This window comes from Peribacillus deserti, from assembly GCF_016909175.1.
Taxonomy (GTDB): Bacteria; Bacillota; Bacilli; order Bacillales; family DSM-1321; genus Paraperibacillus; species Paraperibacillus deserti.
In genome coordinates, this window is the sequence record NZ_JAFBFI010000002.1 from 137,014 (window position 1) to 158,702 (window position 21,689).

The 21,689-nt window shown below is 39.4% G+C and carries 18 protein-coding genes; 17 read left to right on the top strand and 1 reads right to left on the bottom strand.

From position 1 onward, the window contains the following. Positions 1 to 2: 2 nt before the first annotated feature. From JOC77_RS02870 to JOC77_RS02910, 9 genes are all read left to right on the top strand, one after another. A complete protein-coding gene (locus tag JOC77_RS02870) occupies positions 3 to 1,463 on the top strand; it encodes an aldehyde dehydrogenase family protein (protein WP_204538311.1) in 1,461 nt (486 codons plus the stop codon). A gap of 20 nt (positions 1,464 to 1,483) precedes the next feature. Further along, complete coding sequence (locus tag JOC77_RS02875) at positions 1,484 to 3,004, top strand: M81 family metallopeptidase (RefSeq protein WP_204538314.1); 1,521 nt, start codon at positions 1,484 to 1,486, stop codon at positions 3,002 to 3,004. Beyond that, a complete protein-coding gene (locus JOC77_RS02880; protein WP_204538317.1) occupies positions 2,991 to 3,467 on the top strand; it encodes a GNAT family N-acetyltransferase in 477 nt (158 codons plus the stop codon). Before JOC77_RS02875 ends, JOC77_RS02880 begins: the two co-directional genes overlap by 14 nt. A gap of 110 nt (positions 3,468 to 3,577) precedes the next feature. Beyond that, a complete protein-coding gene (gene kamA, locus JOC77_RS02885) occupies positions 3,578 to 4,993 on the top strand; it encodes a lysine 2,3-aminomutase (RefSeq protein ID WP_204538321.1) in 1,416 nt (471 codons plus the stop codon). After that, positions 4,990 to 5,265: a YokU family protein gene (locus JOC77_RS02890; RefSeq protein WP_204538324.1), complete on the top strand. Its 276-nt coding sequence runs from the start codon at positions 4,990 to 4,992 to the stop codon at positions 5,263 to 5,265. Before kamA ends, JOC77_RS02890 begins: the two co-directional genes overlap by 4 nt. 647 nt (positions 5,266 to 5,912) lie before the next feature. Next, entirely contained in the window at positions 5,913 to 8,891 is a 2,979-nt protein-coding gene (locus JOC77_RS02895) for an EAL domain-containing protein (RefSeq protein WP_204538327.1), read from the top strand. A gap of 150 nt (positions 8,892 to 9,041) precedes the next feature. After that, the gene (locus JOC77_RS02900; protein ID WP_204538330.1) at positions 9,042 to 9,695 is read left to right on the top strand and encodes a GAF domain-containing protein; all 654 of its coding nucleotides are present in this window, start codon (positions 9,042 to 9,044) and stop codon (positions 9,693 to 9,695) included. Between the two features lie 16 nt (positions 9,696 to 9,711). Further along, positions 9,712 to 10,083, top strand: coding sequence for a helix-turn-helix domain-containing protein (locus JOC77_RS02905; RefSeq protein WP_204538333.1), 372 nt, complete (start codon positions 9,712 to 9,714; stop codon positions 10,081 to 10,083). Between the two features lie 191 nt (positions 10,084 to 10,274). Further along, positions 10,275 to 11,621, top strand: coding sequence for an HD-GYP domain-containing protein (locus JOC77_RS02910; protein ID WP_239558562.1), 1,347 nt, complete (start codon positions 10,275 to 10,277; stop codon positions 11,619 to 11,621). A gap of 71 nt (positions 11,622 to 11,692) precedes the next feature. Here the strand turns inward: JOC77_RS02910 and JOC77_RS02915 are convergent, their stop codons facing one another. Then, positions 11,693 to 12,052 (bottom strand): hydrolase, encoded by a 360-nt coding sequence (locus JOC77_RS02915; RefSeq protein WP_204538335.1) that lies wholly within the window; start codon positions 12,050 to 12,052, stop codon positions 11,693 to 11,695. Positions 12,053 to 12,183: 131 nt separating this feature from the next. Here JOC77_RS02915 and JOC77_RS02920 point away from each other — a divergent pair, with 131 nt between their 5' ends. The 8 genes from JOC77_RS02920 (at position 12,184) to JOC77_RS02955 (ending at position 21,215) form a co-directional block, all read left to right on the top strand. Further along, complete coding sequence (locus tag JOC77_RS02920) at positions 12,184 to 13,113, top strand: MBL fold metallo-hydrolase (RefSeq protein WP_204538338.1); 930 nt, start codon at positions 12,184 to 12,186, stop codon at positions 13,111 to 13,113. Between the two features lie 129 nt (positions 13,114 to 13,242). Then, entirely contained in the window at positions 13,243 to 15,483 is a 2,241-nt protein-coding gene (locus JOC77_RS02925; RefSeq protein ID WP_204538341.1) for an AAA domain-containing protein, read from the top strand. Between the two features lie 180 nt (positions 15,484 to 15,663). Beyond that, entirely contained in the window at positions 15,664 to 17,358 is a 1,695-nt protein-coding gene (locus tag JOC77_RS02930; protein WP_204538344.1) for a DUF6044 family protein, read from the top strand. A 41-nt stretch (positions 17,359 to 17,399) separates the two neighbouring features. Further along, positions 17,400 to 18,434, top strand: a complete 1,035-nt coding sequence (locus JOC77_RS02935; RefSeq protein ID WP_204538347.1) for a glycosyltransferase family 2 protein — start codon at positions 17,400 to 17,402, stop codon at positions 18,432 to 18,434. After that, positions 18,388 to 18,840 (top strand): GtrA family protein, encoded by a 453-nt coding sequence (locus tag JOC77_RS02940; RefSeq protein WP_204538350.1) that lies wholly within the window; start codon positions 18,388 to 18,390, stop codon positions 18,838 to 18,840. Before JOC77_RS02935 ends, JOC77_RS02940 begins: the two co-directional genes overlap by 47 nt. A gap of 207 nt (positions 18,841 to 19,047) precedes the next feature. Beyond that, positions 19,048 to 19,743 (top strand): sigma factor-like helix-turn-helix DNA-binding protein, encoded by a 696-nt coding sequence (locus tag JOC77_RS02945; protein ID WP_204538353.1) that lies wholly within the window; start codon positions 19,048 to 19,050, stop codon positions 19,741 to 19,743. Positions 19,744 to 19,772: 29 nt separating this feature from the next. Beyond that, a complete protein-coding gene (clpP, locus tag JOC77_RS02950; RefSeq protein ID WP_204538356.1) occupies positions 19,773 to 20,354 on the top strand; it encodes an ATP-dependent Clp endopeptidase proteolytic subunit ClpP in 582 nt (193 codons plus the stop codon). A 171-nt stretch (positions 20,355 to 20,525) separates the two neighbouring features. After that, a complete protein-coding gene (locus JOC77_RS02955; protein ID WP_338047165.1) occupies positions 20,526 to 21,215 on the top strand; it encodes a DUF1796 family putative cysteine peptidase in 690 nt (229 codons plus the stop codon). The last annotated feature ends 474 nt before the right edge of the window (positions 21,216 to 21,689 follow it).

Consider the following 21,689-nt stretch of genomic DNA (forward strand, 5'->3'; position numbering starts at 1 on the left):
TCATGTCCCATCAAGGGTTTTCCGAAACAAAGAAGTTTGGTTTATATATAAATGGAGACTGGGTGTATAACAGCAGGCAGAATGATTTTGAAAGCATGAATCCAGCAACAGAAGAGAGAGTCGGAACGTGTCCAGGCGCTTCACCCCATGAGGTAAACCAGGCTGTCGATAGTGCAGTGCAAGCCTTTAAAACCTGGAAAAATACTCCACTGCCTGAAAGAGCTCATTACTTATGGCAGGCAGCAGCATTATTTGAAGAGAGAAAAGTAGAAATTGCCACTATGATGACTTGTGAAATGGGAAAAGTACTTGCCGAATCACTCGGAGAAGTAGGCGTGGTCATTGAGACTTGCAAATATATGGCCGGGGAAGGACGCCGCTTGTTTGGAGAAACGGTAGCGTCAGGGGCTCCTGACCGCCAGATTATGATGATCAGAGAGCCAGTTGGTGTGGTGGCCTGTATAACGCCGTGGAATTTTCCAGTAGCAATGGGAGGATACAAGATTCTCGCCGCCCTCGTGAGCGGTAACACGGTCGTCTGGAAGCCAGCCTCAGAAGTCGCTATATCTGCCCAGCTTTTCACAGACGTTTTTCATGAAGTCGGACTTCCAAATGGTGTCCTTAATCTTATAACAGGTTCAGGGAGAAAAGTGGGTGCTCAATTAGCTGAACATAAGGATATAAGTGTCATTTCTTTTACAGGTTCTACAGAGGTTGGAATTAAACTTTCCGAAACAGCCAGTAAATCGTTAAAGAGGGTCTCACTTGAGCTGGGTGGAAAAAACGCCGTTATTGTGCTTAAAGATGCAAATCTTGACGCAGCAGCAGAAGCTATAGTCAAGTCAGCTTTTACTACAACCGGGCAGCGGTGTACGGCAGCAAGCCGCGTGATCGTTGAGTCAGACATCCATGATGAACTTCTGCAGAAGGTGGTTAGGAAAGCTAAAGAACTGAGAGTGGGAAACGGACTGGAAGAGGGTGTTGACATAGGTCCATTAGTAAACAAACAGCAGCTGGAAACTACAGAGAAATATGTAGAAATTGCATTAAGAGAAGGTGCGGAATTAGAATGTGGAGGAAAACGCGCTGCCACTGAGAAAGGTTACTTCTTTGAACCTACTATACTGAGTAAAGTGAAAAAAGATCACCGAGCAGCCCAGGAAGAAATCTTTGGGCCTGTGCTTGCCTTTATAGAAGCAGAAAGCTTTGAAGAGGCAATAGACATCAATAATAGCACTGAATACGGCCTTTCCTCTTCTTTATTTACAAGCAGTCTTCATTATGCAAACAGAGGGGCGAGGGAGATTGAGAGCGGTTTAGTTTATATCAATAATGGAACATCGAATGCTGAAATTGGAGTTGCTTTCGGCGGGACTAAATCATCAGGAAATGGCCACCGAGAGGTATCACACCATGTATTTGACATCATGACTGAATGGAAATCTGTTTACATCAATTACTAGGAAGATTTTGAGGTGCTGAAATGGCAAAGCTAAAGGTAGGTATTGCTTTTTTTTATCACGAGTCTCATAGTTTCGTTTCAGGCAAAACCACCTTGAAAGATTTTAGGGATGAGGGGTATTTTAAAGGGCAGGAAATAATGGAAGCGTACTTAGGGACAAAAACCGAGGTTGGTGGATTCATTGACGTTCTTTCGGCTGAAAACAGAGTTGAGATAGTTCCGCTTCTTTGTGCAGCTGCCATTCCGTCGGGAGTCGTTTCTTTCGAGACTTATCATTTATTAGAACAAGAGCTCATGAGTTCTTTACTAGACGCGGGCAGGCTGGATGGATTGCTGCTGGCTCTCCATGGATCCATGGTAGCAGAAAACGTCTTGGATCCTGAAAGAGAGCTGCTTAGCAAAATAAGAGCCTTTCTCGGGCCGGATATTCCTATTGCAACTACCTTGGATATGCATGCAAATCTGAGCTCTGAAATGATTGAATATACTCCCTATCACTTTGGATTTAAGACGTATCCTCACATTGATATGTATGATCAGGGAGTTAAAGCTGCCCGTACTCTTCTGCAGCATCTCCTGGAAGGAAAAAGGGCTGAAGCCGCTTTTATTAAACTGCCTATGATGCCGCCATCCATTAATATGAAAACGGCTGAAGGACCGATGCACACCCTTGTTACACTGGCAAAAGGAATGGAGAATAAGGGTGAAATTATGAATGCTTCCGTTTTTGGCGGGTTTCCTTACTCGGATGTACCGATGGCAGGGGCGAGTGTGTTAACAATTGCCAGAACAAAGGAAGAAGCTGAAAAAGCAGCTAAAAGACTTGCGAAGAAATTCTGGGACGTGAAAGAAGAATTTATACAGAAACTGCCTGGTGTCAAAGATGGAGTACAGCTTGCCTTAATTGAGAAAGCTGAAAAGCCTGTTGTACTTGCAGACATTTCGGATAATCCTTTAAGCTGCGGGAGCGGCGATACAACTGAATTGCTAAGGGAAATAATCAGGCTGAACTTGAAGGGCTCCTTATTTGGGGGCTTAAATGACCCCGAATCCATTGAAAAATGCAGGAAATCTGGCATTGGAACAGAGGTGGAGCTTACTCTTGGCGGTAAGATATCTCCTGAATTTGGTTTGCCAATTAAATTGACAGCCAGAGTAAATGCATTATCAGATGGAGTTTTTTATAACAGCGGCCCCTTCAACCAGAACTTGCGGGTAGATGCGAAGGGAGCGGCTTATATAACAGCCGGGAATGTGGATATTTTGTTAATTGGCAGAGGACTTTCTGCAAATGATCCCGAGATGTTCAGGCACATCGGAATAGAGCCGGCTGCTTATCATATTTTGGGATTAAAGGTTAAGAACCATTTCCGTGCAGCATTCGATCCGCTTATCAGCAAGGTAATTTATATAGATGCACCCGGCGCTGCTTCGAACGACCTTACACATTTTAAATATAAAAATATCCCACATCAAATATGGCCATTCAAAACAGTACAGTTTGAGCTGAGCGGGGAGGATAGACAAAATGGCAACTCATGAAAAACCTTTTTATATTGATATACCTGCAAAGCTGACTCCTGAAGAGCAGCAGATTCTAATGGAGCTTGAACTTGATGCGTTCCCTGGCTTAGGGGCTGTAGATGAACAGACACTTGTTCCGCTTGCAAGGTATGGAAAAATCATATTGTACAAAGAGGAAGGCGACCCTAGACCTGTTGCGGTATGCGAATTAATGCGGGATTACCACTCGCCGTCAAAAGCCTATATTTTTGGATATTATGTTCGTTCCGATAAAAAGGGGCAGGGTATCGGAAAGAAGTTCATGGCAGAGGTCCATTCCATTGTGAAAAAGGATGGATTTTCGAAGATTTGTTTAACTGTAAGCTTAGAAAACAAGGCAGCTGTTACATTGTACGAAAAGTCGGGCTATCAAATAGTAGAAACAAGAAAATCCGAGTTTGGCGCCGGGGAGGATCGATATTATATGGAAAGGCTGCTATAGCTGGCTCTCAAGCTTAATGACTCTTATAAGGAGTTCTATAGTTTCGCTGGGGGCCAAAAAATGCAGCAGATCGGGTTGATTTTCCTCAAATAAATCTTGGAGGGTTATACATGCAATATCATTTATTTAAGCCTGACCGGCATTGGAGTGAAATCGAGCTATGGAAGGATGTTACAGAAGAACAATGGAATGATTGGATCTGGCAGCTGACCAATACGATTAAAACGCTCGATGATTTAAAAAAGGTGGTAAACCTTACGTCTGATGAGGAAGAAGGCGTTCGCATTGCGACTAAGACGATTCCCTTAAACATTACACCTTACTATGCTTCTTTAATGAATCCAGCCGACCCAAGATGTCCAATCCGTATGCAGTCTGTTCCGATTTCAAGTGAAGTGAGCAAAACAAGATATGATTTGGAGGATCCTCTGCATGAAGATGAAGATTCACCTGTTCCAGGATTAACCCACCGGTATCCTGACCGAGTTCTTTTTCTTGTTACAAATCAATGCTCTATGTACTGCCGTTATTGCACACGAAGAAGATTTTCTGGACAAATTGGCATGGGTGTACCCAAGAAACAGCTGGATGCCGCCATTCAATATATCCGCGAAACCCAAGAGGTTAGGGATGTTCTTATTTCTGGAGGAGACGGACTTTTAATTAATGACAATATTTTAGAATATATCCTTAAACATCTTAGGGAAATTGGGCATGTTGAAATTATCCGGATTGGAACCAGAGCGCCAGTCGTCTTCCCTCAGCGAATAACAGAAAATCTGTGTAATATCCTGAAAAAATATCATCCTGTCTGGCTGAATACGCACTTCAATACATCGATTGAAATTACGGAGGAGTCAAAGCGCGCTTGCGAAATACTGGTAAACTCAGGTGTACCAGTTGGAAACCAGGCGGTTATTCTTTCGGGAATTAATGACAGTGTCCCGATCATGCGTAAACTCATGCATGATCTTGTTAAAATCAGAGTCCGTCCCTATTATATTTATCAATGTGACCTTTCAGAAGGAATCGGCCATTTCAGAGCACCCATCAGCAAAGGCCTGGAGATCATGGAAGGTCTCCGAGGGCACACATCCGGATATGCAGTGCCGACATTTGTTGTAGATGCTCCAGGAGGAGGAGGGAAAATTCCGCTTCAGCCCAACTATATTATTTCACAGAGTGCAAATAAGGTGGTGCTTCGAAATTTTGAAGGAGTGATTACCTCATATCCCGAACCCCAGGAATACCAGGCTGGCAAAGCAGATTCCTATTTTAAAGAAAAGTTCCCTGAACTGTATCAGAACTATAATACTACAGGAATTCTATCCTTAATGGATGATTCGAAGTTTAATATTGTTCCAGAAGGACTCGCAAGGATAGATAAACGGGAAGCATATAAGGAAAATCCTGAGCACGACAGCTTAAAAAGCAAGAGAGGAAAAAGAGACGAGCTCAAGGAGAAGAAATTCCTTTCCCAGCAGACTAAAGAAGTAACCGTCACAGGCAGGTGGAATAATAAATGAAGTGTGCTTGGTGTGAGGCAGAAGGAGCAATAATGACAAAAGCTGCTGTTTACTGGGAACTCCCTGACGGAACAAGAGCCATCGAGATAAGAGAAACGCCCACGATTTCCTGTGCAGGGTGCGGAATGAATTATCAAACTGATGAACTGGTTACGGAAATTGAAGACCAATTATTCTTAATAGATACCAAAAAATTGCCTAAGGTGCTTACCTATGATGAATTAATGGCACTTCCCCGGTTGTTGAAAAGAAATTACTTTAATTTTTCTTAATTTACAGCCTGGTGCGAGGCAGTAGAAAAATAGCACGTTTAGGATAAAAACAGCCAGAATTGCGGGCAGTATTAAGGGAAACTTTAAAATAGGTTTCCCTATTTTAGTATTCCACCCAAATTCGGATTTATATAGTGTGCAAAATCATTATGGCAGCTTAGGAAGATTACGACCCTTAGTACAAATTTATCATCCTAAAACTGTAAAGTTAAAATTCTCCCCCAATATACCTCTAACTAATTATATTCACACCTAAAAAAATCCACTATTTTTATTCTTCAGAAAAGTGATTCTCATAACATGAAAACTATTTAACACTCCCTATCTCACAGGAATTTTAGCCGGATGAAACAGCTGTATCTAGCAGGGAATAAAGATTAGTTCTTCTCCTAGGTCATTTTGCTCATTATAAGATAGTTGAAGTAAATTATTAACAATAATCCTTTCCAACTTAAAATTCCAAATATATAATATTTTTTAAGTTCTCTTTTTGAGAACTTAAAAGTGGAAAATTTCTTTAAATTACGGCAGGTATAGAACTTATCTTGTCACTTTTAAATAGAGGCAAGTCTAATGCTTTATAAACATATTGTTCCAATAATTCAATAACTTTATGAAATCCCACATCTAAGGAGGCAAAACAAAAGGTGAAGATTATTAATTCTTTAAAAAATCTGAAGGATACACTCATTCCTGCCCCTTTGGGTACCTTCTTTCCAAATGCTGAGTCTACTTTTAATAAAGAACTATTTCATGAATTATTTGATCATCATCCAGATGCGGTTTTTATGATTGATACAAATGGGCATATTCTAAGCTACAATCATTCGGTTAAATTAATATTCGGATATGAAGATAAGGATTTAAAAGGAGAATTCAGCAGATATTTTACAAAAGAATGCCAGCTCAAAAGAAACAGGGTCTTTCAACTTGTACTGGAAGGTAAAGCCTTCAGTTATCAAGGAGAGGTATTACATAGGAATGGGACCCAAATTAATATTGAATTCACTTATATTCCGATTGTTAATTATGATAAGCAAGTTCTTGGTGTTTATTGTATCGCTAAAAATATAACATCTTATATTCGAAACCAAAATGAATTAATTAAAATTCAAAACAGCCTTGAAAACGCCCAAGTGGCTGCAAATATTGGGAGTTGGGACTATGACATAATTGAGGATGAGGCTTACTGGTCAAATCAAACCTATAAAATTTTCGGCATTGATAAAACGGAGGATTTCGTCCCTTCTTTTAACAATGTTCTGAGTTATATTCATCCTGAAGACCAAGAGCATGTCCGCAATATTGTAGAAAAGTCCATTGAAAACGGACATGAAAGATACATGACTGAATACAGAATCCTTCATCGGGATGGTTCCATTATTTATGTGAATGAAACTGCCGATGTGATCTTAGATGAAAATGACACACCTGTTCGGCTAATCGGAATTATTCAAAATATAACGAAAAGTAAAATTGCTGAAACAAGGCTTTCAGCAAGTGAAGCAAGGTTTAAAAATATATATAGCAATTTGGAAGTTGGAATTTGGTCCTTTGACGTCGAGAAGAAGGAATATTTACTGCTTTCACCAGGAATAGAAGATGTAACGGGTTACTTGCCGGAAGATTTTAAAAAGATGTCATGGGAGTCTATTATCCATAAAGACGATGCTGCTGCATATTCAAATATCAAGACAAAATTAAAAAGAGGAGAGTCTATACAGCACCGTTATAGAATCTTAGATCCAGCCGGAAACGTACGCTGGCTGCAGGATCAAACGATACCCGTCCTTGATTCCTGCGGTAACCTTATTCGCGTTGACGGCATTATTTCCAATATTTCTGAACATCAGGAATATGAAGAGAAGATTAGGCACTTAGCATATCATGACTATTTAACAGAATTGCCTAATCGCAGATGGTTTGAAGAAAAAATAGAATCTTTAATTACATGTATTCAAGATAAGAAAAACCAAAAATTCTCTATTATTTACCTCAATTTAGATCGTTTTAAAAATATTAACGATACACTTGGAATAACAATTGCTGATCAGTTATTGCAGAAATTTAGTGAAAGAATATTAAATATCCTGAATGATTCTTCTTCAATTTCCAGACTTAGCGGAGATGAATTTGGAATCATTTTGTGGAATTTTATTAACCTAGATGAACCAGTTACATTGGCACGTAAAATTCTTGATGCAATGAAAGAGGCTTTTTATATTCATGATTTTGAAATCTTTGTGACAACAAGCATCGGAATCAGTACTTATCCAACTGATGGAAAAACAAAAGAAGTTATACTAAGAAATGCGGATGCTGCATTATATCTGGCAAAAGATAAAGGGAAAAATAATTTTCAAATCTATTCATCTTCCTTAAACATTGCAACATACAAAGCATTTTCCATCGAAAGCAGCCTGAGAAATGCCATTAAGAATGATGAATTCATACTTCATTTCCAGCCGAGGGTAGAAGCAGGTACGGGAAAAATAGTAAGTGCTGAAGCGTTAATACGCTGGAATCACCCGACCTGGGGGCTTATTTCCCCGGGTGAGTTTATTCCAATTGCAGAAAAAAGTGATCTCATTCTTGATATAGGTGATTGGGTTTTGATTAAGGTCTGTAATTATATAAATGAATGGAAGAAACGAGATGCACCATTAGTGCCTATATCCATTAATATTTCCGCGAAACGATTCTTAAAGAATGATTGGGTTATAAATATAATTGATTTTATAGAAGAGACTCATACGGACCCTAGGCTGCTAGAATTTGAAATTACAGAATCTACATTAATTAAGCATGAAGAAGTTGTAGAATCAGCGATAGATTCCTTAAAGAAAATTGGAATTCGTTTTGCCTTAGACGACTTTGGAACAGGATATTCCTCTCTTACTTATCTTAACCGTTTTGCAATTGATACAATTAAAATAGACAAGTCCTTTATCCAAAAAATATCAAAATCTGATAGTGATAAAATCATAACTAAATCCATTATATTTTTAGCAAGAGGATTAAAAATGAGGGTAGTGGCGGAAGGGGTAGAAACTCCAGAGCAGTTAGTTTTTCTGCAAAAATTAGGATGTGAGGAGATTCAAGGGTTTTTATTCAGTAAGCCTGTCCCAGAAAAGGAATTTCAAAGCCTGTTGAAAAAAGAAACTCTTAAGCCCTCCAAGTATCATTCTCAATCTGAAGCTATAGCTAACAGAAGAAAATATGATCGAGTTTCTCTGCCGCTGCCTCTTCGTGCGGAAATGACGTTAACTTCAATACAGGGTAAAAAGGTTTCAGTCGGGAAATCTGAGACGCTAATCGAAGATATTGGGCTGGGCGGTCTGAGATTTCTGACGAATATTAACTTGCCTGTTCGTCCTGACCTTGAATTACAATTTGATACGAGGGTAATGGGGCAGAATGTACAACTTATTGGCCATATAGTTTGGAAACAAGAAATAAGTGAAGTATTTCAGTACGGATTACAATTTTTCTTGAACGAGAAGGCAAAGGTGAGTATTGCCAAAATGGTTAAAAAGCTTTCTGTTCAATTACATAATTCTTCCGGTCTGCCAGACAGTGCTTTCACTGAAGAAAATCCAATTACTTATATTAAAAATATAAAATAATTAGGCAATAAGGCTTCAGAACTCCTATCAACTCTAAGATGGCAAAGCCCTTGAAATTGACTGTTTATTCTATCAACAAAAAGGGAACTTAATGTAATATTAAATTTTCCTAGTTTTATAGGTAAAGTGATGAAATATGGGGTAGACACAATGGACGAAATGGCTAAATCGCTGCAGAAATTCAGATATACTAAGGAAATAAAAAAATCACTAGCTAGTATAGATCCAATGTTGATAAATAATAAGGATTTATCTGCCGTTTTTGTTAAACTATTTGAAGAACAATTAATAAGTGAAAATGATTTAATGGCACTTAATATTAAATTTAAGCTAAGTCAATTCACTTCTTTAATGGAACATAACTTTACAGGCTTAAAGTGCGGTATATACTTGTATGATGAGGATGAAAAAAGGCTTTGGAATGGTGCCACTTCGCGCGTTTCAAACCATTATAACGAGTATTCAAATGGTTTATCAGCTGTTAATGATATCGCTCAAGGGGATGACATACCTCTTTATGTGAAAGGAATTATTCCCATACCCGACGTTGCAAGGGGCGAGGATATTATTTCACTAAACCATAAAGCCGATCTTTTGAAGAGCGGCTACCATTCTATATGCTGCAGCCCTGTGAAACACGGAAATGTAATGATTGGACATACGGTCATGTTTTCGGAGAAAATTAAGACTTTTACCATAAAGGAAATGAGAATGTTCAGCCGTTATAATCATTTAATTGAAGGGAAATTAATGCATATGAAGCATGAGTTAATATCGCTTATCAAGAAAACAAATATAGGATAAAGATTAAGGTGAATATATGTTAGGATACGGTGAAAGATTAAAAGAACTAAGATTGGAAAGCAGTCTTACAATGGAAAAAGCTGCAAAAATTGTGGGCATTGCTAAGTCAACGTATGCCGGCTATGAGTCGGAATTTAGACAGCCTTCATTAGATAAACTTAGCTTATTTGCCAATTACTATAGAGTTTCTGTGGATTATCTTCTAAATTTAACAGACCAAAGAGAGAGAAAAGAACCTTCAAGCCATAATGCAAAAGTATTCCTTCATAGCAGGGAATTACATTGGGATGGAGTTCCCTTACAGGAAGAAGACTTAAAGCAAATTAGAGATTTTTTACAAACAGTAGTCGAAAAAAATAAGATAAACAAAGTGAATGATATAGGATAAGTTTATTTGGGGCAGTTTCCAAAATTGTCGGACGCTAGCCTTTACAACTAGAGTGTTGTTTGAACCGCATATATAGACTTATATTTTAACAAAATAGGGCACATAAGCCGGGAGGCAATTTTGCTTCCGGCTTTCATTTTGTTTTCAAAATATCAGAGGTTAAATATCTGTTGGTGGTCATGTGTGTTTCCATGCTTATCATGCTGCTATGTGAATACTCGGTATATCTGAAACACATTAAGCCCCTGAATGAACTTTATAAAGAGGACAATCCTGCTTTTCATTTATTAGAGAATGCATTTCACACGATTCATACATTTCCCGTATTAACGGTTAAACGAATATTGGGCCCTCATTTGTTAGGCTTGTCCCTGCCGGCAAGTCTGCTAGCCTTAATTTTTATCAAATTGGGTTATCTTGATTTTCCTATCTATTTTATCGGCCTCGCATGGATGGGAGCTTTATTAGTAGCTGTTATGCATGCTCTTATTGAATTTTTTCTCACTTACCGCTCAATCGTTCCGGTAGTAACAGATATAATAAAACGATCAGAGGCTTATGGGAAAAAATTATCTCTTCCTCTTAAAAATCTTATCACTATTAAAGGAAAGCTTATATACAGCTCCGTGTTCATTGCGGTATTTCCTATATTAGGTTTTATCCTGGCCTCTGGTATTCAGCTGAATCAAACGAGCTCGGGGGATTTAAGTTCTTATTGGAAATGGGCTGTAACGGATCTTGCCGTTATTGTTTCTTTAGCTGCATTCAGCAGCTTACTTTTATATGAAAATATAAATAAACCAATTGAAGTCTTAAAGCAGCGATTTACAAAAGTGGAAGAGGGGCATATGGATCCGATTGTTAATATCTATTTAGATGAATATGCCACTTTGGTCACCGGTTTTAATACGATGGTGAAAGGAATTAAGGATAGAGACCAGAGGAACGATTCTCTGCTTGAGAGCTTTTATACGGTCTTCGCTGCAACCCTTGATGCAAGGGATCCTTATACTGCCGGGCATTCAAACCGGGTAGCGGAATTTTCGGTATTAATTGGTGAAAAGGCCGAGCTGGATCCCACTCAGATTGATTTGTTAAAAAAATCCTCTCTTTTACATGATATTGGAAAGATCGGTGTTCGAGATGCTGTTCTGCTTAAAGAAGGCCGATTAACCGATGAAGAGTTTGAGCAAATTAAACTGCATCCTGTTATAGGAGCAAATATACTTGAACAGGTTAATCTTCCAAATGATCTTAAGCCGCTGCTTCCTGGAGTGAAGTATCATCATGAACGTTATGATGGGAAGGGCTATCCTGAAGGTTTAAAAGGAGAAGAAATTCCTTTATTCGTAAGAATAATGGCCGTTGCTGATGCCTATGATGCCATGACTTCTGACCGTCCGTACCGAAAAGGAATGCCTGTCGAAAAAGCTTTGTCCATTCTTGAAGATGGAAAAGGGACGCAATGGGACCCGCATTTTGTGGACCTTTTTATTTTTGTGATGAAGAATCAAACATCAGAAAAGCGAATAAGCTGACTGGAAAAAAGGGGCAGTCCCCGCAAAGTCTCCTGTAAGATCTTTGCGGAAACAAGACAGTCCCTTATTTGTTATTGCTTTAGTTTTTCTACATCATCATTTGGTCCCTGAAAATCGAGGTTTAGTATTTGCTGCTGTTCTATGAATCTCCGTGCCTCTTCATCCCCTAATTGATAGATGATCGAGTAGATGTGTTTTAGTGATGACTCATATTTTTCATTTTGTGAGGCTTTACTTGGTTCAACGTATGGAACGTGGGATCTTACAAAGGTTTTCATATCATCATCATAGTTTTGAGTAAACCACATGCGAAGTTCCGCCAATTCTTCGGCATTAGCATATATTCTAAAATTTGGGCTTCCATCAATTGGGGCTTCAAGGATCTCTCCGTTCGATACATCAACGAAATAAGTTTGTTTAGTTGTTTCCATTTCATTCATCTCCCTTAGCTGGTCGTTTCTTATTTTGTACCACTATAATAGCTGGACTAATCTACCTTTTTATTTTATTAAGATAAAAAATGTGATTTAATGTGCTTACAAAGAATAAGAGGAGCTTGCAGATGAAGCGGAAAATTTATTCCAATCTGGATGGAATTGATAACACAAAAGGCGTTAAAGACATAATGCGCTGGGCCAAAGAACGGCGTGCAAAAAAGAAGGATTTAACCAATCATATTCCCCAAGCGGAAAACAAAGAGGCATCCCGGTTATTTAATAATAAAACAGAGGGTTCAATAACCTGGATAGGCCATTCAACTTTTCTAATTCAAATGGCTGGACTAAATATCCTTACCGATCCGGTTTGGGCGGGCAGAATGGGAGTACAAAAGAGACTGACCGAGCCTGGGCTGCCAATAGAATCTCTCCCAACAATCGACATCGTCTTGATTTCCCATGGCCATTATGACCATTTAGATTTCGGGTCTATCAAAAAGCTGAAGGGAACACCAGTTTTTTATGTCCCTATAGGGTTAAAGGGAGCTTTTACAAAACGAGGCTATCATAAGATTATAGAGGCGAACTGGTGGGATTCCTTTTCTCATCACGGACTGAAAATTTCTTTTGTGCCCGCTCAGCACTGGACAAAGAGATCTCTTAGAGATACGAACACTTCCCATTGGGGAGGCTGGATTCTGGAGGCCTCTCCACCTTTTCGGTCTATTTATTTTGTTGGTGACACAGGTTATTTTCGCGGTTTTAAGGAAATTGCATCCAGGTTCCAGAATGATATTGTTTTAATGCCGATTGGAGCATATGAACCAGAATGGTTTATGTCTGTTTCCCATATTAACCCTGAAGACTCTATTAAAGCATTCAAGGAATTGGATGGAAAGCTGTTTATCCCTATGCATTATGGTGCTTACCGGCTTGCTGATGACACGGGTCCAGAAGCTTTGGAAAGGCTGAAAACACATTGGGAAAAACAGGAACTGTCTAACAGCATGCTGAAGGTTTTAGCAATAGGAGAAACTCTTTGGCCAGACCTGTAAATCATTCACAGAAAATGGTATAGTAAAAAAATGTGGTTTTTAACGAAAAAACCGCCAAAATTTCAGCTGAAAGGAGAAGGCCATATTCGCTATGGATCCACTCCTTTTTTGTTTAGAGGAAGATCATGCATGATTTCAACTAGGAAATATATTTCTGAGTGGCAGAACGCCTTACGAGCAGAAATTTTTCATCTCAAAAAGTATGGAAGTACTAAATATTTTGTGAAAAACGGCAGGCTGCTTTCAGGAGGCGGGGAATATACATATTATTTTGATTCGTCCGATTTCCTGAGAATTCCGTCTGGGAGCGTTCTCAGGCTGGAATGGGGCAGTATGAGTGAGGAAGGCCGCCTTCTTTCATCTGAAGGAAAGAGCGCGATTATCTCTTTTACAAAATCCATGGGAGATCTAATCGATGAGGCGTTTCTGTATTATGATCCATGGAAGCTGCTGGATGAATTATCTTCTAGATTTGATGAAATGAAAGAGAGCAAGCAGAAGCGCAGCCGAATCAAACATTTAATGAATCCTGACGTGACCGCAAAGCACCCAACGGATAAAATTAAAAATAATTTGCACGAACTCATTTTAAGATCCAAGTATAATCCTGCTACCTTTGTATGGGGGCCTCCAGGAACTGGTAAAACGTATACGCTGGCGAGAGTGGCTGCCAATAAATATAGCAAAAATCTTCGGGTGCTAATCTTATCTCACAGCAATCAGGCTGTTGATGTGCTGATGGCTGAAATATCCTCTTTCCTGAAAAAGAAGGATAAATTTAAAGAGGGCGATATTCTTCGTTATGGCTCTAATGCGAATGAAAATCTGGATGAGAGCATAACGGTCCAAAATCTTCTTGAAAAAAGGCACCCGTCTCTAGCGGAAAAGAGAGTACAACTGTTAGAAGAAAGAAAAGGGTTAAAGCAAGATTTATCCGGTTCCTTCAGTCAAAGAGATTCAAGCCGGCTTCTTGATCTTGAAACGAAAATTGCCAGTGTTCTGGAAAAGGTCAGGGTTAAAGAACTCCAGTTTGTTAAAGATGCTGAAATTATTGGCACTACTCTGGCTAAAGCAGCCAGTGATCCTGCTGTTTACGAGAGAACCTATGACATCGTTATTGTAGATGAAATCAGCCAGGCTTATATTCCCCAGGCTGCATTTGCCGCTACTCTTGGAAAAAGAATTATTGTTTGCGGTGACTTCATGCAGCTGCCGCCCATCGCTTCTTCCCGGCATCCTCTCGTGGAAAAATGGCTTAAGACAGATATTTATCAGGAAGCAGGAGTGACAGCCGGAGTAAGAGAGGGAAAGCTGCACGCACAGCTTTTTCTTCTGGATAAACAAAGAAGAATGCATCCGGATATTTCTGCTTTTACAAATAAATTTATTTACCAGTCCCTTGTTTCTGACTACGAAGGGGTAAGAGACAGCCGGGAAAAAAATACCGGTCTCGCCCCTTTTCCAGGAAAAGCATCCGTACTGCTTGATTCCAGTTTTTCCGGAGAGCATTGCATCACCGATCGGATATCCAGCTCGAGAATGAATCTCTGGCATGTTTTTTTATCTTTTCAAGCCATACATGAAGCTTATACAGCAGGAGCAAGGTCGCTCGGGTATGTTACGCCTTATCGTGCACAAGCTGCACTAATGGGGGTATTATTAGAGGACTTATATAAGGAAGAACAATCGAGAGCTGACATTATTGCAGCAACTGTGCATCGTTTTCAGGGAAGCGAACGCGAGCAGATGATATTTGATACTGTAGATACCTGGCCTCAAAGCCGGCCTGGTATGCTCGTAATCGGAAAAGACAGCGAGCGGCTGATTAATGTAGCAGTTACCCGAAGTAAAAGTAAATTTATTCATGTAAGTGATATGCAGTTTTTAAGAAGCACTGTTTATGGGAGTAAGACGATCAGACAGCTTTCAAATTATCAAGATGAACATGGCCATACTGTATCCCAGCAGGATATAGGAAAGTGGATTGTTCATCAGAATCCTAAAATGCAATGGTTTCATGCCAGAAATCTGGAGCAGGTAAAAAAAGATGTGGCTGGCGCAGGAAGTTCTATGATCTTTTCATTGCCTGCCGGGTCTACGCTGACACAGGAATGGGCCGACATTATTAAAAGTAAAGGAAGCAGAGTGAAGACTACTGTAATATCAAAGGACGGCAGCCATCTTATATCTGATGCTGATCATTATTTGGCCTATGATATTCCTTTTCCATGTATCATCATTGATCAGCGGTATTTATGGTACGGCATGCCTGTAGAAGGGGCTAAACGTATAAAACCTCCCTCTGCAGCAGTCCGATTAGAGTCTCCAGCATTTATTCAGCACCTTTTATCTGTCCTTCCTGCACACTAACGAAAATCCCTGTCCCTTGACAGGGATTTTTTTATTTCGGGAAATAAAGACTGTCCCCGAGCTTAGAGCAGCCCCCTGCATAACAGTGCCCTGGGAAATGGGGGACAGTCCCCATAAATAGCATAAATGAGGAATATTTTTCAGTTTGTTACACATGTTATTAGCACAGAAGAATTTTGGATGAGGTGGTCAAAGGTGGTCTCTCTACATTTTAATAATGAACGCAGACTGGTTTATTTGGCTATCATGATTATTTTGCTTTATTTGTCACCGCTTGTTATTTTGGGTGAGAATGCTCATATCCGCGTTCATGATAATTTGGATTCTAATTTGGCATGGTATAGGGTTTTAGCAGAGAGCGGAAAGATGTTTGGGAGCTTGAACGCAGTCATTCCCCAAATCATCAACGGCCTTCCAAGAAATGCTTTTGGAACTGAGTGGAGCGGGATTGTTATGCTTTATGCTTATCTCCCGACTATGGCTGCGTATACGATTAATCAAGCGATAACCAGAATGGCTGCTTTCTTTGGGATGTATTTTCTGCTGAAAAAGCATTTTATTGATAAGAAAGAGTGGGGATTAATCCGGGTGGGTGCTGCACTGGCATTCGCACTGACACCTTTCTGGCCTTCGGGAATGCTTAGCACTCTAGGAATGCCGCTGGCTCTTTATGCTTTTTTAAATATCAGAAATGGTGAAAGAGACATAAAAAATTGGCTGATACTCGCCTTTTTGCCTTTATATTCAAGCTTTGTACTCGGATTTTTCTTTTTTTTGTTTGCAATGGGTCTTCTTTGGATCACAGACGTTATGAGGGGAAAGGGCTGGAATCTTACATTTCTTGGGGCTGTCTTATTCATGACGTCCATTTATTTTCTGGTAGAATACCGGCTGGTTTCATCTTTTTTCCTCGCAGGTGAACCGAACAGCAGGGACGAATATTTTCATGCCCGTCTTTCTATGTGGAGAGTTCTCCGATTATCAGTAAAAAATTATCTATTAGGGCATACCCATGTGATGACCGTGCATGGGTTGATTATTCTTCCGCTTACGCTCATTGCCTTATACGCCGTGCTGGCAAAAAAACAATGGAAACAGGAAAAACGCTTTCTGTTTTTGATGGCATTAAATCTAGCGTTATCTTTCTGGTATGCTTTTTGGTTTTATAAGGGCTGGGTGCCTTTAACAAAGAAGTTCCATTTTCTGGACACCTTTAATTTTGCGAGATTTCATTTTTTAAGGCCGCTGATTCTCTATATCCTTTTTGCGCAGGCTTTAAGAATTCTCTGGATTCATAAGGTTTTTTCGCAAAGAATCGCTTCCTTCTTTATTATCTTTCAATTAGCGGTTCTCGCTGGATTCAATGATGAAATCATCTACCATTCGAAACCGACTGTTAAAGAATTTTACGCTGAGAATGTGTTTAAGGAAATTAACAAATACATAGATCGGCCTCAAAAAGAATACCGGGTTGCCAGTATTGGCATCCACCCTGCAATCGCCCAGTATAATGGGTTTTATACGTTAGATACATATAATAATTTCTATCCTTTAGCCTATAAGTATCAATTTCGGAAAATAATTGAAAAAGAATTGGCAAAGAATAAGTACATCAAACAATATTTCGATACCTGGGGCGGAAGGTGCTATATTTTTACTTCTCAGCTGGAAAAGCGCTATATGATTAAGAAAGATTCAAAACAAAAGCTCACTAATCTTCAGTTAAATATGAAGCCTTTCAAAGAGCTTGGGGGTGAGTATATCTTTTCTGCACTTCCTATTTCTAATGCAAAAGAAAATCACTTGCAATTTGTAAAAAGCTTTACCTCAAAAGAAGCAGCCTGGAAAATTTATTTGTACCAAGTGAAGCTTTAATTCAGCATACCGGAAAACACTACAACTGGAGGACGCTTAATATGATTGAACCGGTGCTTACCATAGTTGTTCCTTGTTTCAATGAAGAACAAGTATTGCCGCAAACTATAACGGAACTTGAAAAAGTCCTGCGAAATTTAGTCGACGAAAACCTAATCGCCAGCTCAAGCCGTATATTATTGGTCGATGATGGGAGCCGCGATAACACCTGGAGGCTCATCTATAAAGCGAGCTTACACAATCAGATGATAAAAGGACTTAAATTATCAAGGAATGTCGGCCACCAGAATGCTTTACTGGCAGGTTTAAACTCCGCCAAGGAAGTGTCTGACTGTGTGATCTCGATCGATGCCGATCTACAGGATGATACGGATGTTATTCGTGAATTTATCATTAAATACAGAGATGGCTGTGAAATTGTATATGGAGTTAGGAGAAAGCGCGATACTGATACTGTCTTTAAACGCAAAACGGCCGAAATGTTTTATTCAATAATGAAAAAAATGGGAGTTAACCTTGTCTATAACCACGCTGATTTCAGATTAATGAGCAAAAGAGCCTTACAGGAGCTGGAAAAGTTCCAGGAAGTAAACATGTTTTTGCGGGGAATTGTACCATTGATTGGATTTCAATCTGCGAGCGTCTATTATGACCGTAAAGAGAGACTTGCAGGTGAAACGAAGTATCCTTTGAAGAAGATGCTTGCATTTGCTTTTGACGGAATTACTTCATTTTCAGTTACGCCTATTCGGATGGTATTATTAATCGGATTTTTATCCTTTTTTGGGAGCTGTGCCTGCGGGATTTACTTTCTCATCCTAAAGCTGATTGGCGAGACAGCAACAGGATGGACATCCCTCATCACCTCCATCTGGCTCCTGGGAGGCCTGCAGCTGATTGCAATGGGGCTGATTGGTGAATATATTGGAAAAATATATAAAGAATCAAAGGGACGGCCAAAATATATAATTGATTTTAATCCATTCCTGCCGATTACGGGCAGGCAGACTAATTCACAGGGGCTGGATCATGAGGCGTATACCCTTAATCTTAAAAAACTGCCTGAAACTAACTAGTCCATTTATCCGTTTTCTATTGGTCGGTATTGTTAATACGCTGATAGGGCTTTCATCCATATTGATATTGATGAATATCCTTGGAGTCGGTTACTGGTATTCTACGCTTGCCGGAAACGCAATAGGAGCTGTGGCCAGTTTTTTTCTAAATAGAGCCTTTACGTTTAAGAGCAGCGTTTCTTATGGGAAAAGTGCCTTTAGGTTTGCCGGGGTTATTGTCATCTGTTATTTTCTTTCATACTCTGTAAGTGGTATGCTAGCAGAAAACGTACAGAGTATGCTGGCTTTCACTCCTGGAACTTCAGCCCAAAATACAGCGGTATTGATAGGTTCCCTGTTATATACTGTCTTAAATTTCATGGGGCAGAAATACTTCGTGTTTTACAGGCGGGTTCAAGAATTTTAAATTTGGCTTTTATTCCGAAAACAGCTTTTACACCAGTAATAGCTGTTTTTTGTATATTTAGCCTGAATCAAGAAGCACCGAATGTGCTAAGTGTAGCAAAAATAACCCTAACAAGTATAAAATAAATAAAAAATATAAAAGCCCCGTATCTTTTTATCCTCCTTCAAACGTTATATAAGTGAGAGGGTGCTAAAGGAGTGTATGAATATGAACAGCAAAAAAGTAGAAAAGCATGAAGAGACGGAAAGTGTAATAAATATTGATATGGAACAGGTGCTTCCCGGGCTTGTCAAATATTGCTGCTTTCTTTCCCAAAATAAGTGGGATGGGGAAGATATCGCTCAAGAAGCTGTGCTAAAAGCCATGCAAAGTTATGCACATAAAACCGAGCTTACTTCTTCTCTGCTCAAAAAAATTGCCTACAATCAGTGGATCGATTTGACTCGGAAAAGGAATAAGGAAACCGTCATGGAGAATGCAATTGCAGAAGAGCGTTATGAATCTCCGCAAATCCTTGAAATGACTGACCTGCTCATCAAAAGATTAACGCCAAAGCAGGCAGTAATCTTATTATTAAAAGAAGGATTTCAATACAAATCACATGAGATTGCCGATTTGATGAACTCCAATGAGGTTTCCATTAAATCCGCACTGCACCGTGCCAAAAAAAGGCTTGCTGCAGATGAAGGAGAAACGAAAGAATGGAAACCGGAACATTTGTGGGAAGAAAAAGAAGAAGAAAAACTCACAGCTCTAATTCACCAATCTTTGCAAAAACAGGATCCCTCTATTCTTATCCGTCATATTTCTGACTTACATTCACTTAAGACTTTTACACATACACCAACAATGGTAATGAAATCTGCGTTCTCTCCTGAATTCGCTCTCTCAATGGCTGCCTAGCCATAAAAACGAATATAGGAGGATGTATAATGAGTACAATTCCTTATGTCTTAGAACAATCAAGCCGCGGAGAACGGTCCTACGATATCTATTCCCGTTTATTAAAAGACCGGATTATCATGATTGGTGAAGAGATTAATGATCATGTTGCCAATAGTGTAGTCGCTCAGCTCCTTTTTTTAGCGGCCGATAATCCAGAAAAAGATATTTCGCTTTATATCAACAGCCCTGGCGGCTCCACAACTGCCGGTTTCGCCATTTTTGATACGATGCAGCATATCAAACCTGAGATACAGACGATTTGTACAGGAATGGCCGCATCCTTTGGGGCGATGCTGCTGCTCGCGGGCACGAAGGGGAAACGATGTGCCCTGCCTAATAGTGAGATCATGATTCACCAGCCGCTTGGAGGAGCGAGAGGGCAGGCGACTGAAATTGAAATATCCGCCCGACGCATCTTAAAGCTAAGGGAGCATATTAATCAGATCATAGCCGATCGTACCGGACAGCCAATTGAAAAAGTAGCAAAAGATACCGATAGAGATTATTTCATGAGTGCAGAAGAAGCGAAAGAATACGGGATAATTGATGAAATCATATACCCTAAATAATTGAAGAGAGGCTGCTGGGTGCAGTCTCTCTTCTTCTGCTCAGGGAGGCCCCAGGATAGCAACAGGTTAAAACGGCGATATAACCTACTTTTCCCCATGTATATTTTTTTAAAATTCCTCTTTATCCAATCGAATAGAATAAATTTCACATAGAATATGGAAAGCAGAGGAGTGATTCATATAAATTTACGGGACATACAAGGGTCTTATGATGTTGTAGTCGGATTAGGCAGTTGGTGTGGTCCGGCACTTCACTTAAAACGGCTAAATTTAAGAAAAAGTTCATTTCCACTTGATTGGGTTCAATCCCCTACTCTACCGGATGTAAATAGATTGTTAAAAAATAAATTTGAGGGATATATGAAGCTGGAAAATATGATTAAGAAGGATATACTGGCTCATTTTGTTGATGAAGGAAATGTTGTTCTTGAACAGGGAGGAACTGAACCTGCTAAAGCACATTTTATTACTGATACGTTTTATAATATTGATTCAGTTCATGATTTTCCAATGATTGCTAATCAAGAATGGACTGTGCAATATCCCTCCTTTAAAGAAAAGCTAAATCACCGTATCCATAGATTCCTTACAGTAATAGGACAAAGTCAATCTACTTTATTTATTAGATACGAATGGGGAACATCAAGCTTTGAAGAAAAGGTTGAATTACAATCTATTTTGTCTGAAATAACAAACGGAAAGTTTCGCATATTGTTTATGCAGCCCGTTGATGGTTTACAAGGAGTTAAAGATTTAAATTGTAGTGTAGATGGGATTTGTTTGGTTGAAGTTCCTCGTCAAAATCCTAGCCATAATGTCATTTGGGATCATGTCTTAAAAGGGGTAACTCTATCGAAATAAATACAGATACAGATTTTTGCAGCTTTTATTCAAAATGGATATTGACCGGGCACACACAGATCAATGGGGAAAGTGATTATTCTGAAATACCTGAAGTTAAAAGAAAAGGAACTGCTCCGGCTACCGCGGAGCCATCGTCTTAATACTTACTGCACTAAGTAAAAGGAAAGCCAAAAGCAAAACTGTACACGATAATATAGATAATTAAAAGAGTTTAATGCAGTTAACCGGTGACCTCAAAATTAAATCAAGGCACCTTCTTTTTTAAATGAGGGTGGGTACAGTGAAAAATTAATTAGAGTGAAAATTTTGTCGCAGTAAAGCTTGAATAAAGCTGTACTAAATTGGGTGAAAGTCAGGTCGATAAGAAATAGAAGTTAAAAACAGCGTACTTAGAGCTGTCTGTTCTTCGTCCAGAAGTAATCACTTTTCCAGAAAAGCCGAATGTCTGTTGAGATTATAGGGCAGTTTGTC